We start from the raw sequence: 14,233 nt of genomic DNA, 5'->3' as shown, positions 1-14,233 counted from the left end.
GCGTGATCCCCCGAGTATGCCCGAGATCGAACTCGACGAGGAGACCGTCGACCGACTCGACCGACTTCGCGTCGAGGAGGAGAGCTACAACGAGATCGTCACCGAGCTCATCAACATCTACGAGACCGAGGAGCGGACCCTGTTCCGCGGCGGCAGTCCTTAATTCGCGGCGGCCGTTCGAACGCGCTCCCACTTCCCGTTGCTTTCGAGGTGGGCCTGCAGCTGCTCTGCGTAGCGCTCGGTGAGCTCCGCGGCCGCCGCGCGCCGCCCGCCGTTCCCGCCACCGCCGCCAAGTCCGAGCGAACTCTTGATCGAATCCACGACCCCGCCGCCCGATCCGCCGTTTCCGCTCCCGCCACCGCCGCCCATCGCGTTCGGTGAGTCCAGGTTGTCGAGTTCGCCCATGACGTGCCCGAGTTTGCTGGTGTCAGCGACGAGCCGTGCCCGGTCGGGGTCCTCGGGGTTCTCGATCTCGAACTCGACGGCGGTCATGACGAGGCCCCACTGCTGGCGATTGAACTCGGACTCTTCGATCTCGCCTTCGAACTCGCGGTCGACCGCCATCCGGTCGCCGGCTATCATGTCGCCCCACGCGCGCGTGCTCATGAGTCGGCCTTCGCGGGCCGGTGGTATCAGGCTTTCCGCCGCCCGGCGCGGCCGCGGTGCGGCGGCTATGCGGTGCGGTCGCGGTGCTGCTGTGGTAGCGGTGCGGGCCTGGCGGATGAAGGGCGAGGCGCGCGAGCGACCGGAGGGAGCGAGTAGCGACTGAAAGGAGCGCGCGGTGAGGGCTTCGGTGGTGCTGTGTGGGATGAAGGGCGAGGCGCGCGAGCGACCGGAGGGAGCGAGTAGCGACTGAAAGGAGCGCGCGGTGAGGGCTTCGGTGGTGCTGTGTGGGGCGGTTGCGGTCGCGGAGGTGCTAGTGGTTGTACCGCGAGCGACCGGAGGGAGCGAGCGGGCGCGAGGGTGACCATCGGGAACCCGACGCGCTTTTGATCCACATTTTGCCAGCAAACGAAGTGAGCGCAGCAAAAGGTGGGTTCTAGAAGAACTTCAACAAATCATCCCGGCGCTGGTCGTGGAGGTGGGTGCGGACCGCCTCGGTGAGCGGCGTGATCGACCCGCGTTTGGCGGTGACGGGGGCGATGGTGTCCTGCCATTGCTGCCACGGCGACGGGAGACCGAGCCGGTCGCAGACCGCGTTCAGCCGTTCGTCGCGGTCGTCGACCTTGTCCATCTTGTTGACGGCGACTACGGTCGGGATCCCGACGTCCTGGAGGAAGTGAAACAGTTCGACGTCGTGGGGGACCTCGCCGCGGTCGGCGTGACGGTCGATGATGTCGACGGCGCTCTTGCCGTCGAGGACGAGCACGCCCACGAGGATCTCGTCGGCGTGGTCCTCGATGTAGCGCACCACGTCGGTCTTGATCCGCTCGCGGACCTCCTCCGGAACCCCGGACATGAACCCGAAGCCCGGGAGGTCCGTGAGCACGAAGTCCTCGGGGACCCAGTCGTAGTGGCCGGGCGAGCGCGTGACGCCCGGTTTCTTCCCGGTCGTGAAGTCGTGGCCCGTGAGCTCGCGGAGGATCGTGGACTTCCCGACGTTCGAACGGCCGCAGAAGACCACTTCGGCGCTCCGGTCGGGTCGTCCCTCGAACATACACCGTCTCGACCGCCGGCGGGTAAATCCCCGTCGGCTCCGCGCGATCGGGGGGTATTTGTCGACCCCCCGAGACGGACGGATGTGCGACTCGTCCAAGTGACGATCCCGGCGGGCAAACGCGAGGCCGTGTTGGGCGAACTCGACGATGAGGGTATCGACTACGTGCTCACCGAGGAGACCAGCGGCCGGGAGTTCACCGGCGTGGTCCACTTCCCGCTGCCGACCGGCGCGGTCGAACCCGTCCTCGACCGGCTTCGGGAGACGGGCATCGACGACGACGCCTACACCATCGTCCTCGACGCCGAAACCGTGGTCTCCCGGCGGTTCGACGAGTTGGAGAAACGGTACGAGGAGAACGGCGAGAGCGAGAACCGCATCGCGCGCGAGGAGATCCACAGCCGTGCCCAGGATCTCGCCCCCAACGTCGGTCCGTTCCTGGTGATGACCGTCGTGAGCGCGCTCGTCGCCACGGCCGGGCTCCTCCTCAACGACGCGGCGATCATCGTCGGCTCGATGGTCATCGCCCCGCTGATCGGTCCGGCGATGGCCACCTCGGTCGGCACCGTGGTCGACGACCACGACATGTTCCGTCGCGGGGTCAAACTCCAGACGCTCGGGCTCGTCGTGGCCGTCATCGCGGCGACCCTGTTCGCGGCGTTCATCCGGGCGACGAACCTCGCCCCGCCGGGAACGGACGTCCTCTCGATCCAGCAGGTGAGCATCCGAACGTCGCCGGGACTGCTCGCGCTCGTGGTGGCCCTCGGTGCGGGCGTCGCGGGTGGCGTGAGCCTCGCGACCGGTGTCTCGGCCGCACTCGTCGGCGTGATGATCGCCGCGGCGCTCGTGCCGCCCCTCGGGGTGATCGGTATCGGGATCGCGTGGGGGCTGCCGAGCCCCGTGCTCAGCGCGACCGTGATCGTCCTCATCAACACCCTCTCGATCAACCTCAGCGCCCTCGTCGTGCTCTGGTATATGGGGTATCGACCCGACCACTGGTTCCAGGCGGACGCCGCCCAGAACGCGACCCGAAAACGCGTCGGGACGCTCGTCGTCGCGGTCCTCGTGCTGTCGGCGTTCCTCGGGCTCGTCACCTACGACTCCTATCGAACCGCGACGTTCGAGGAGGAGGTCCGCGGCGAGATCAACGGCCTCCTCGACCAACAGCCCTACGAGGACCTCGTGTTGGTGAACACCGAGTTCGAGTACGACGACCCGATCCCGCCGCGAGAGCCCACCAGCGTCACCGTGACCCTGAGTCGGCCAACCGGGAGCGAGGCCCCGAACTTCGCGAAACCCCTCCAGCGGCGGATCAACCAAACCGTCCAGCCGACCGCACTCCCGTTCGACCAGTCGCACAACGTCAGCACGTTCGACGTCAGGATACGCTACGTCGAAAGCGAACGGGCCTGACGCGAAGCGTGGTCGATCCAGCTGGGGGATCGCAGTCGTCCGGACGTTCGCTCGAAAGGCGATCGAAGGAACGAGGGGAAACGGTTAGACGCCGGGTGCCATCACGGGTGTATGGCCAGCCGTAGGGATCCGGTGCAATCGAGCGTCGACGGGTCGCGCGACCTCTACGACATCGCGACGTGGGACGTGCGCTCGCCGCTCGACCGTGTCGCGGTCTTCGTCTATCGCTTCTTGAGCGCGACCGCACGGTTCATCCTCGTGGCCGTCGCGCTGTTGTTGTTGTACCAGTTCATCCAATTCTCCAGCCTCTCGCGGGTTTTCAACCCCGTCATCACCGGTTTCACGCTGCTCTCGGTCGTCCCCGCGCTCGCGCTGGTGGTGTTCGTCTGGCGGAGCGACATCACCTCCGAACCCGTCTCGCTGCTCGCGGCAACGTTCGCGCTCGGGGTCCTGTTCGCCGGGTTCGCGGCGGTGGTCAACGACGTCGGAAGCCGAATCCTCACGGTCGTCCCGATAGTGGGCCCGATCTGGTTCTACTACCTCGTGGTCGGGCCGATCGAGGAGACGGTGAAGTGGCTCGCGGTTCGGCTCTACGCCTTCCGGAGCGTGCGGTTCGACGCCGTGATCGACGGGGCGGTCTACGGCGCGGTCGCGGGCCTCGGCTTCGCCACGATCGAGAACGCACTCTACATCACCAACGCGGTCGGGATGCCGGTCGCGAGCAACCTCCTCGGGGCGGGCGGCGGGATCACGCCCGTCCGGGCGATCGCCGGCCCGGGCCACGTTATCTACGCTGCGTTCTCGGGCTACTACCTCGGGCTCGCGAAGTTCAACCCGGACCGGGCGGGGCCGATCGTCGTCAAGGGGCTCCTGATCGCGGTGTTCATCCACGGCACCTACAACACCCTCTCGTTCGTTCCCGGCATCGTCGCCGGGCTGCTCGACGTCCCGTACTTCCTCGCACTGCTCGGGTTCGTGGTCGTCTACGACGGCTTCTTCGGCTACTTCCTCTTTCGAAAACTCGCCCGGTACCGGGCGGCCTATCGGACGGCCGGTAACGACGGTGGCCGCGTTCCCGCCGGCGTCGAGCGCACCGAGTTCGAGGACTGACCCCGTACCGACACGTTCGGGACGAACATGAGCCTTTTTATAAACTGCGGCCATCCCACGCACAATGGCTGAGGGTACATCGGAGGCGGGCGGCGCGGAGATCGGCGAGGAGCTCGACCGGAACATCGGGCTGCTCGGCGCGCTCGCGATCGGCATCGGAACGATGATCGCCGCGGGTATCTTCGTGCTCTCGGGGCTCGCGGTCTCGAACGTCGGGACCGTCGCGATCCTCTCGTTCGTGCTCGCGGCGCTCGTCGCGGCCTTCACCGCCGCCGCCTACGCCGAGTTCTCCTCGATCTACTTCGAGTCCGGCGGCGGCTACATGTACGTCTCCGAGACCTTCAAGAGCAACCTGACATACATCATGGGCTGGACCATGATCGTGGGCTATCCCGCGAGCGCGGCCTTCTACCTCGCCTCCTTCTCCGATTGGTTCTACCGGTTCATCTACCCCGTCTTCGGCATCCCCCAGTGGGTGCCCTACTGGATCCCCGGTATCCTCGTGCTCGGCCTCCTCGTCTTCATCAACAGCCGCGGGAGCGAGGAGTCGAGCCAGTTCCAGATCGTCGTCACCGCGGCGAAGGTCCTCCTCCTGGTGCTCTTCCTCTACGGCGGCCTCCGGTCGTTCGACGCCGGCGTCGTCACGACCTCCTTCGCACGGAACATCGGGAACGTCGTCGAGATCGGGGCCACCAGCGCGCTGGTGTTCATCACCTTCATCGGCTTCTCGGCGATCGCCACCAACGCCGACGAGATCAAGAAGCCGGGCACCACCATCCCGCGGGCGATCTACATCAGCATGGGCTTCGTGACGGTGCTCTACGCGCTCGTCGTGCTGGTGATCGTGATCGCGATCAACGACGGGAACTTCCTGACCTTCCTCACCCAGAACACCGACCTCGGCGGGCTCTCACCGACGCAGTACGTCGCCAACAACGGCGAGGTCTCGATGGCGCTCGCCGCCCAGTACTACCTGGGGAACATCGGGTTCTACGTCGTCATCGTCGGCGCGCTCTTCTCAATGCTCAGTGCGGCGAACGCAACGGTTCTGGCGGGCTCGCGAGTCAAGCTCGCGCTCGCGCGACGCAACCACCTCCCGAGCCAGTTCGAGGACCTCCACCCCGACTACGGCACGCCGTACAAGGCCACCCTCCTCACCGGTGGGTTCATCTTCACCTTCATCCTGATCTTCAGCGTCTTCTTCGGCGAAGTGCCGGGTGCCGGGAGCGAGCACCCGCTGTTCGGGCTGTTCGCCGACCTCCCGCTGTTCGGGGTTCACCTCGGCCTCGAGAGCATCACCGGTGTCGCGAACTTCCTGCTCCTGCTCGGGTTCTCGACGGTGAACGTCGCGGTGGTCTTCTCGCGCCGGAAGTTCGAGGACCTCGACCGCGGGTTCCGGGTGCCGCTGGTGCCGTACGTCCCCGCGCTCGCCGTGATCGCCAACGTCGGGCTGGTGGTCAGCCTCGGGCTCGAAACCATCGCACTCGGCCTCGCCGCGGAGGCGATCGGGATCGCCTTCTGGTTCGCTTGGAAGGGCCGTGCGCCCACGACCGAGGAGATCGAGCGCGAGACTCCCACCGCGGTCGCCGAGCAGAACCCCTCGGGCCGCGACCGCGACTACCAGATCGTGGTGCCGATCGCGAACCCCGAGAACGTCGAGCGCCTGATGCGAACCGCGACCGACATCGCGCGCGACCGCAACGGCGAGGTGATGGTGCTCTCGGTCGTGGACCTCCCCGAACAGACCCCGCTCGCCTCGGGCCAGCAGTACACCGACGAACGTCGCGAGGTGCTCAACCAGGCGATGGCGATGGCCGACGGCGGCGAGGGCGGGGACGTCCCGGTCAGCGGCACCGTCCGGATCAGCCACCAGGTCGACCGCGCGATCCTCAACACCATCGAACAGTACGGCAGCGACGCGGTCCTTATGGGCTGGGGTGGCTGGCGCGCCCGCCGGCGCGACGTCGTCCTCGGGAGCACCGTCGACACCGTCGTCCAGGAGGCCGACTGCGACGTGCTGGTCGAGCGGATCGACCCCGGGAGCGCGCCCACCGTCGGGTCGATCCTCCTCCCGACCGCGGGCGGCCCGCACGCCGACCTCGCGGCCGAGGTCGCACGGTCGATCGCCCGCGTGACCGACGCCCACGTCGAACTCCTCCGCGTCGTGGACCCGAACGACGAGGCGACCGACCGGGCGGACGCCGAGTCGGTGCTCGACGCGGCGCTGACCGACTTCGAGGGCATCGACGCCGGCGCGACGGTCGTCGAGGGCGACGACGTCGTGGGGGCGATCACGGCGGAGTCGGCGAACCACGACCTCACGATCATCGGCGCGACCCGGGAGGGACTCCTCCAACGGGTGGTGTTCGGCGCGATCCCCGAACGCGTTGGCGAGCGTGCCGAGAGCACGGTGATACTCGCGAAGCGCGACCTCGACATCACCTCGCGCCTCCGCGAGATACTGCGCTGGCGCTGAGACGGCTCGGCCCTCCCGACCCCGACCGACGAGCGATGTCGTCGATGCCCCGCACGGGAACACTGCTCTGGGATCGACGACGAACGACCCTTCAACCCCGCCCATACGGTAATAACCAATTTCGCGACCGAGTATTGCGCAACGAACAATTCAGGCGTTCGGTTTATGCTGTTGCAACAACTCTACGGGGATATGTTCGCAACCGATGGTGGACACCGGTCGGGAACGGAGCGGGTGGGGGACGCCCTCCCGGAGGGCCGGTACCGGCTCCTGCTCCCGGTCGCCGGCGAAACGATGCCGGCGGACGCGGAGCGACGCCTCCGGACCGCGACGGCCATCGCGCGCGAACGCGACGGCGGGCTCGTGGTCTGTTCCATCGTAAACTTCGCGCGTCAGACCCCGCTCGATGCGGTCGCGGCCGACGAACCGAAACTGGTCGCGGCGCGCGAGACGACCGAACGGTTCGTCGAGACCGTCGAGCGAACCGGCGTCCCGGCGACCGGTCGTGTGCATCTGACCCATCAGGAGTCGGGGTCGGTGCTCAACGCGGTCGAGGCCTACGACTGTGACGGCGTGACGCTCGCCATCCGTGGGGGGCAGTCACAGCGCCGCCGACTCCTCACCGGCGACGTGGCCGAGCGGGTCGTCTCGCGTGCGGAGTGTGAGGTGTTCGTCGAGAAGCAGGCCGCCGACGAGACGCCGGTCGAGACGGTTCTCCTCGCGGTCAGCGGCGGGCCACACTCGGGCTTGGCCGCGCAGGCGGCACGCGCGCTCGCGCTCGATACCGGTGCCCGCGTCGACGCGGTCCACTTCATGTCCGAGGACGCGAGCGACGAGGACCACGAGGAGGGAACCCGGATCGTCGAGGCGGCCGAGCGGGCGCTGACGAACGTCGAGCGGGTCGAGGCGGCGGTCGAAGCCGTCGAGAAGGTCGAGGAGACCATCATCAGCCGCTCCGACGCCTACGACCTCACGGTGCTGGGTTCGCCCACCGGCGGCCTCCTCGAACAGTTCGTCTTCGGGACGGTCCCGGACTCGGTGAACCAGCACACCGGGAACGCCGTGTTGATGGCGCGGGACGACGTCGGCAGCAAGTCGATCTACGAGCGGTGGGTCGCCGGGGACCCGACCGAGTAGGACGACCCACCCACGGTTCGCGAACCGATCGATAGCCGCCGGGTTCTCAATTGGACATACTACATGACAGAATCGACGGAGACCAGTACGGACGGGCGGGGCGAGGCCGGCGTCGCGACCGAGCTCTCGCGGGACATGGGGCTGGCGGACATCACGTTCATCGGGGTCGGGGCGATGATCGGGGCGGGCATCTTCGCGCTCACCGGCTTCGCCGCCGGGATCGCGGGCCCCGCGCTCACGGTGGCGTTCCTGATCAACGGGTTCGTGGCGCTGTTCACCGCGATGTCCTACGCCGAGCTCGGCGGTGCGTTCCCCGAGGCCGGTGGGGGCTACCTCTGGGTCGCGGAGTCGCTGGTCGAGCCGAACGGCTTCTACGCCGGGTGGATGAGCTGGTTCGCCCACGCCGTCGCGTGCGCGCTCTACGCCGTGACCTTCGGGACCTACTTCACGGAGTTCCTCGTCACCGTGACGCCGCTCACCGAGAACTTCGTGTTCTTCGGCTTCCTCACCCACTCGCTGGCCGAGCGCCTGTTGGCGGCGCTGGTGGCGGTCGGCTTCGGCTACGTCAACTATCGCGGAGCCGAGGAGACGGGTCGCGCCGAGGTGGTAGTGGTCGTCGTCAAACTCGTGATCCTCGGGCTGTTCATCGTCTTCGGCGCGTACGCCACCCTCACCACCCCCGACTGGCCCGCGAAGTTCCTCTCGAGCCCCTCGTTCGCACCCAACAGCGTATTCGGGATCATCGGCGCGATGGGTTTCACCTACATCGCGTTCGAGGGCTACGAGATCATCGTCCAGTCCGGCGAGGAGGTCAAAGATCCCGGGAGAAACGTCCCGAAGGCGGTGTTCTACTCGCTCGCGGTCGTCGTCCCCATCTACGTCCTCGTGGCGTTCGTCGCGATCGGCGGGATCGACGTCACACGGGAGATCGCGGGGTTGGCGGGTGTGAGCGCGGGCACACCGACGTGGCAGGCGCTCGGCGGGCTCGGGGAGCTCGGCATCGTCGAGGCGGCCAACCAGTTCATGCCCTACGGTGCACTCCTCCTGCTCGTCGCGGGGGTGGCGGCCACGTCGAGCGCGCTCAATGCGACTGTGTACTCGTCGAGCCGGGTGTCGTTCGCGATGGGGCGAAATCGGGAACTCCCCGCGGTCTTCGAGCGGATCCACCCCGAGCGCCGCACGCCCCACGTCGCCATCCTGCTCTCGACGGTGCTGATCGTGGCGATGTCGGTCACGCTCCCGATCGAGAGCGTCGCGGCCTCGGCCGACATCATGTTTATACTACTATTCATCCAGGTCAACTGGGCGCTGATACGGATGCGAACCACCCACCCGGACCTGGACCGTACCTTCACGGTGCCGTTCATGCCCTGGCCCGCGTTGATCGGGATCGCCGCCCAGGTCGTGCTCCTGCCCTTCCTGATCTACGAACTCGGGCTCGAAGCCGTCGGGATCGGCACCAGCAACGAGGGGCTCGTCGCACTCGCCGTCACCGGGGTCTGGATGGTCGTCGGGCTCGCGGTGTTCTACGGCTACTCGAAGGGCAAACAGGCCGAAGAGCGCGAGGCGGAGACCCCGACGGTGCTCGCGGCGGAGTCCCCCGAGGAGCGCGAACGGCGGATCCTCGTGCCGCTCGCGAACCCGGAGACCACCGACCGGCTCCTCCGGACCGCGATCGACCTCGCGCGCGAACGCGACGCCGAGATCCGGGTGATGAGCGTCGTCACGGTCCCCCGTCAGACCCCGGTCGAAGAGGGCCGGCAGTTCGTCGAGACGAAGCGCGAACTCCTCGAAGAGGCCATCGAGACCGCCGAAGCGGCGGGGGTTCTCGCTGGCGGCACGGTCAGGATCGGCCACGACGTCGCCGACGCGATTATCACGACGGCCGAAGCCGAGGACGTCGACGAGATCCTGCTGGGCTGGCGCGGCCGGAGCCGTCGCCGGGACTTCGTGCTCGGGAGCAACGTCGACCGGGTCGCCACCGACGCACCGTGTGACGTCCTCGTCGAGCGGATCGGCCCGCCGACCGCGGTCGAGTCGATCCTCGTCCCCACCGCGGGCGGCCCGCACGCGGCGTACGCCGCCGAGGTCGCCAGCGCGCTCGCGAGAGCGAACGACGCCCGCGTTCGCGTGGTCTCGGTCGTGCCGCCGGACGCGTCCGCGGACGAGCGGGAGCGAGCGGAACGCGACGTCGAGACCACGGCCGCCGTCGTCGAGTCCGAGGACGTCGCGGGCGACGTAGTCGAGGGCGACGAGGTCGTCCCGACGATCGCTTCGCTCTCGGCCGACCACGACCTCACGATCGTGGGTGCGAGTCGCGAAGGGCTCCTCCAGCGCCTGGTGTTCGGTGCGACCCCCGAGGCCGTCGGTCTGGAGGCCGACGGCACGGTCATCATGGCGAAACGCCGGCTCGACCTCCGATCCCGGCTCTCACGGTGGTTCCGGCGGGCCCGCAACGGCGGGTCGTAACTCGATCCGCTCCGGTCAGTCGTCGCTCGCCGCGCTGACCCGGCGGTCCGAACGCGGTCCGTCGAGCTCCACAGCCGGGAGGAGGTCCCTGAGGTAGCGCCCGGTGTGGGAGTCCTCGTTGTGGGCGATGGCCTCCGGGCTGTCGGCCGCGACGACCTCGCCACCGTGTTCGCCGCCCTCGGGACCGAGGTCGATGACGTGGTCGGCGTTCTTCACGAGGTCGAGTTCGTGTTCGATCACGACGACGGTGTTGCCGTTGTCGACGAGGCGCTGGAGCACCCCGATGAGCTTGCGTTCGTCGGCCGAGTGGAGTCCCGTGGTCGGTTCGTCGAGGAGGTAGAGGGTGTCGCCGGTCTGTTTCTTCCCGAGCTCCTCGGCGAGCTTGACGCGCTGGGCCTCGCCCCCGGAGAGGGTGGTCGAGGGCTGGCCGAGGCGCATGTAATCCAGACCCACGTCGCGGAGGAGCTGGAGCCGGCGCTTGAGTCGGGTGTCGGCCTCGAAGAACTCGTAGGCCTCCTCGACACTCATATCGAGCACGTCCGCGATGGTCTTGCCCTTGAACTCGACCTCGAGGGTCTCGTCGTTGTAGCGCGCGCCGCCACACTCCTCGCAGGGGACGTGGACGTCCGAGAGGAAGTTCATCTCGATCTTGACGGTTCCCTGCCCGCCACAGGCCTCACACCGACCGCCCTTGACGTTGAAGGAGAAGCGCCCCTTCTCGTAGCCGCGCTGTTTGGCGAGGCTCGTGCTCGCGAACCGCTCGCGGACGTGGTCGAAAACACCGGTGTACGTCGCGGGGTTCGAGCGCGGCGTGCGGCCGATCGGCGACTGGTCGATCAGCCTCGCGGTCTCGATGTCCTCGTGTTCGATGGCGTCGTGCTCGCCAGGGTCGACAGTTCTGTTGTCGTTCATCTCGCGAACGAGGCCCTTGTAGAGCACGTCGTGCATCAGGGTGGACTTCCCGGAGCCTGACACACCCGTGATGGCGGTGAAACAGCCGGTCGGGATCGAGACGTCGAGGTTCGCGAGGTTGTGCTCGCGCGCCCCCCGGATCCGGATCTCGCCCTGGGGTTCGCGGCGCTCCTCGGGCACCGGGATCGCCCGTCGTCCCGAGAGGTACTCGCCCGTGATCGAGCCCTCGACCTGCTCGATCTCCTCGACGGTGCCCTGGGCGACGACCTCGCCGCCGCGCTTACCGGGACCCGGGCCCATATCGATCACCTCGTCGGCCCGGCGCATCGTGGCCTCGTCGTGTTCGACGACGAGTAGTGTGTTGCCGATGTCGCGGAGCTCTTCGAGGGTGTTCAACAATCGGTCGTTGTCGCGCTGGTGGAGTCCGATCGATGGCTCGTCGAGCACGTAGAGCACACCCACCAATCCGGAGCCGATCTGCGTCGCGAGCCGAATGCGTTGGTTCTCACCACCGGAGAGCGTGGCGGCCTGGCGGTCGAGGGTGAGGTATTCGAGCCCGACCTCGCACATGAACCCGAGCCGCGAGCGGATCTCCTTCAGGATCTCCTCGGCGATGGTGAGATCGCGCTCGCTCATTCCGTCCTCCATCCCCTCGAAGTGTGCGAGCGCGTCGCCGATGGACATCCGATTGACGTCGGTGATCGGGGTGTCGTCGACCAGCACCGCGCGGCTCTCGGGTTTGAGGCGGGTCCCCTCACAGGCCGGGCACGTGGTGACGGCCATGTACTTCTCGATGTGCTCGCGCGTGCTCTTGCTCTCGGTCTCGACGTACCGACGGTCGAGGTTCGGGATCACACCTTCGAAGCGTTTCTCCTTTCGCCGCGTGCCGTTCCGCGTTCGGCTCTCGAAGACGATCTTCCGGGAAGTGCCGTAGAGAAACGCGTCCTGAACGTCGGGGTCGAGCTCCTCGAAGGGCGTGCTGAGCGAGACGCCGAAGTGGTCCGAGACGGCGTCGAGCCGGGTCTGGTAGTACGACCGGGAGTAACTCCAGGGTTCGAAGACCTCCTTGAGGGGTTTCTCGGGGTCCTGGACAACGAGATCCCGGTCGACCTCCTTCGTCTCGCCGATGCCCTCACACTCGGGGCAGGCCCCGTGCGGGCTGTTGAACGAGAAGCTCCGGGTCTCGATCTCGGAGATGTCGATGCCGCAGTGGGTACACGCGAGGGCTTCCGAGAACTCGACCACCGCACGGTCGTCGGCCTCACCCGCGAGGTCGCCCGTCGCACGTGCCACGGCCCCACCGAGGTCCGCGTCCGCGGGTGGATCGGGGAGAATGACTTTGAGGACGCCGTCGGCCTCTTCGAGCGCCGTCTCGACGCTGTCGGTGATCCGCGACCGCGCGTCCTCGCTGATCTTCACGCGGTCGACCACCACGTCGACGGTGTGGTCGTAGTTCTCGTCGAGTTCGGGGCGGTTCGTCGCGAGGTCGTAGCTCTCGCCGTCGACCTCCACCCGCGAGTAGCCCTCGCTCACGAGGTCGTCGAAGAGGTCCACGAAGGCCCCCTTCTGGTCGCGGATGACGGGCGCGGCGACCTTCGCCCGCGTCCCCTCGGGCAGTTCGAGGATCCGCCGGACCATCTGCTGGGCGGACTGCTCGCCGACCTCGCGCCCACAGTCCGGACAGTGGGGCACGCCGACGCGGGCGTAGAGCAGGCGAAGGTAGTCGTGAAGTTCGGTGACGGTCCCGACCGTGGACCGAGGGTTGTTGGCGGCGTTCTTCTGGTCGATCGAGATCGCCGGCGAGAGCCCTTCCACTGTCTCGACCTGGGGTTTATCCATCTGACCCAGGAAGTTCCGCGCGTAGGCGGAGAGCGACTCGATGTATCGGCGCTGGCCCTCCGCGTAGACGGTCTCGAAGGCCAACGAGGACTTCCCGGATCCCGACAATCCGGTGACGACCGTGAACGCATCGCGCGGGATGGTGACGTCGAGGTCTTTGAGGTTGTGCTCTTCGGCTCCCCGGACCTCGATGGCGTCCTTACTCATTGTGTTCGCTGGGGTCGCCGGGAGTGAAACCCTGTCGGTTCCCCACCTTTTGCTGCACTCAGTCGCTTCGCTCCTTCGCTGGCAAAATGTGGATCAAAAGCCAGCGTCACCCCCTCGTTTCACTCGGGGGTTCCTTGGCCCGCTCGTTCGCCTTCGGCTCACTCGCGGTACAACCACCAGCACCTCCGCAACCGCACAGCACCGCACCGCCGAAGCCCTCGGCCCTCACTCCGTTCGGGCCTCGCCCTTCATCCACCAGGCACCACACTGCAACCGCCGACCGCAACCGCACCGCGGCCGCCACCGCACCGCCGCCGGGCGGCGGCTCCGCCCCCACGACACTCGTGCAAAACTATTTCACTTCGACCGGCGAGAACCGACCAATGTCACGCACCGACGACGCTCTCGCGGGCATCGAACTCACCGACGACGAGTACCGAGTCGTCCAATCGTTGGTCCGGAACAAGTACCGGGCCTACGACTCGTCGGGCGACGTGGTCCTCAAGGGCTCACAGAAGATGTTCCGGCTGAAGGAGGAGTTCCCGTTCGTCGGCCCGGATGGCGACCCGGTGTTCACCGTCACGGCGGGGGGCATCCTCGACGTCGCCGGCAACTACACCCTCACCGACGACGTCACCGGCGAACCGGTCGTCGTGCTCGATCGGCAGTGGACGATGCTGACCGACAAGTGGACCCTCCGCGACCCGGACGACGAGTCCGTCATCGCGCGGATCGAGTCCGGGAGCACCCTCGCGGACCTCCTCAGATACGCCTCCGACGTCTTCTCGTTCATCCCCCACTCGTACGAGATCACCGACGCCGGTGGCGGCCACGTGGGCTCGATCGACGGGCGGTTCTCGCTCCGCGACGAGTACACCGTCAGGGTCGAGGACACCGGCGACGTCCCGAAGGAGGCCGTTATCGCCGCCGCGATGGTGATCGACGCCATCGAGGGGAACTGACCGACCGCGAATTCCGCTGATTCCGGGGTACTTATTCGGGCCAGCGGCGAA

At 67.5% G+C, this 14,233-nt stretch carries 10 protein-coding genes; 7 read left to right on the top strand and 3 right to left on the bottom strand.

Going from position 1 to position 14,233, the window contains the following annotated elements:
- Window positions 1-16: 16 nt before the first annotated feature.
- On the top strand, window positions 17-163 hold the full coding sequence (locus GT355_RS17980; RefSeq protein ID WP_192927971.1) for a DUF7557 family protein: 147 nt from the start codon (window positions 17-19) through the stop codon (window positions 161-163).
- Here the strand turns inward: GT355_RS17980 and GT355_RS06005 are convergent.
- Together GT355_RS06005 and engB are read right to left on the bottom strand one after the other, a co-directional pair.
- Window positions 160-606 (bottom strand): DUF5799 family protein, encoded by a 447-nt coding sequence (locus GT355_RS06005; protein WP_160133765.1) that lies wholly within the window; start codon window positions 604-606, stop codon window positions 160-162. The genes GT355_RS17980 and GT355_RS06005 overlap by 4 nt on opposite strands.
- 433 nt (window positions 607-1,039) lie before the next feature.
- The gene (gene engB / locus GT355_RS06000) at window positions 1,040-1,657 is read right to left on the bottom strand and encodes a GTP-binding protein EngB (protein ID WP_160133764.1); all 618 of its coding nucleotides are present in this window, start codon (window positions 1,655-1,657) and stop codon (window positions 1,040-1,042) included.
- 84 nt (window positions 1,658-1,741) lie between these two features.
- Here engB and GT355_RS05995 point away from each other — a divergent pair, with 84 nt between their 5' ends.
- From GT355_RS05995 to GT355_RS05975, 5 genes are all read left to right on the top strand, one after another.
- A complete protein-coding gene (locus tag GT355_RS05995) occupies window positions 1,742-3,070 on the top strand; it encodes a TIGR00341 family protein (RefSeq protein ID WP_160133763.1) in 1,329 nt (442 codons plus the stop codon).
- 111 nt (window positions 3,071-3,181) lie between these two features.
- Window positions 3,182-4,180: a PrsW family intramembrane metalloprotease gene (locus GT355_RS05990; protein ID WP_192927970.1), complete on the top strand. Its 999-nt coding sequence runs from the start codon at window positions 3,182-3,184 to the stop codon at window positions 4,178-4,180.
- 64 nt (window positions 4,181-4,244) lie between these two features.
- On the top strand, window positions 4,245-6,656 hold the full coding sequence (locus GT355_RS05985) for an amino acid permease (protein WP_160133762.1): 2,412 nt from the start codon (window positions 4,245-4,247) through the stop codon (window positions 6,654-6,656).
- Between the two features lie 192 nt (window positions 6,657-6,848).
- On the top strand, window positions 6,849-7,793 hold the full coding sequence (locus tag GT355_RS05980; protein WP_240145727.1) for a universal stress protein: 945 nt from the start codon (window positions 6,849-6,851) through the stop codon (window positions 7,791-7,793).
- A 63-nt stretch (window positions 7,794-7,856) separates the two neighbouring features.
- Entirely contained in the window at window positions 7,857-10,262 is a 2,406-nt protein-coding gene (locus GT355_RS05975) for an amino acid permease (protein ID WP_160133760.1), read from the top strand.
- 15 nt (window positions 10,263-10,277) lie between these two features.
- On the opposite strand, the gene uvrA is transcribed toward GT355_RS05975, so the two are convergent.
- Window positions 10,278-13,220 carry an excinuclease ABC subunit UvrA gene (gene uvrA / locus GT355_RS05970; RefSeq protein WP_160133759.1) on the bottom strand — a complete coding sequence of 981 codons (2,943 nt, stop codon included), beginning with the start codon at window positions 13,218-13,220 and terminating at the stop codon, window positions 10,278-10,280.
- A gap of 383 nt (window positions 13,221-13,603) precedes the next feature.
- On the opposite strand from uvrA, the gene GT355_RS05965 reads away from it, so the two are divergent.
- A complete protein-coding gene (locus GT355_RS05965) occupies window positions 13,604-14,182 on the top strand; it encodes an LURP-one-related/scramblase family protein (protein ID WP_160133758.1) in 579 nt (192 codons plus the stop codon).
- The last annotated feature ends 51 nt before the right edge of the window (window positions 14,183-14,233 follow it).

It is taken from the genome of Halococcus salsus, assembly GCF_009900715.1.
GTDB lineage: Archaea > Halobacteriota > Halobacteria > Halobacteriales > Halococcaceae > Halococcus > Halococcus salsus.
Note: the sequence above shows the minus strand (reverse complement) of the source record. Positions and strands in the feature narration are given on the sequence as shown.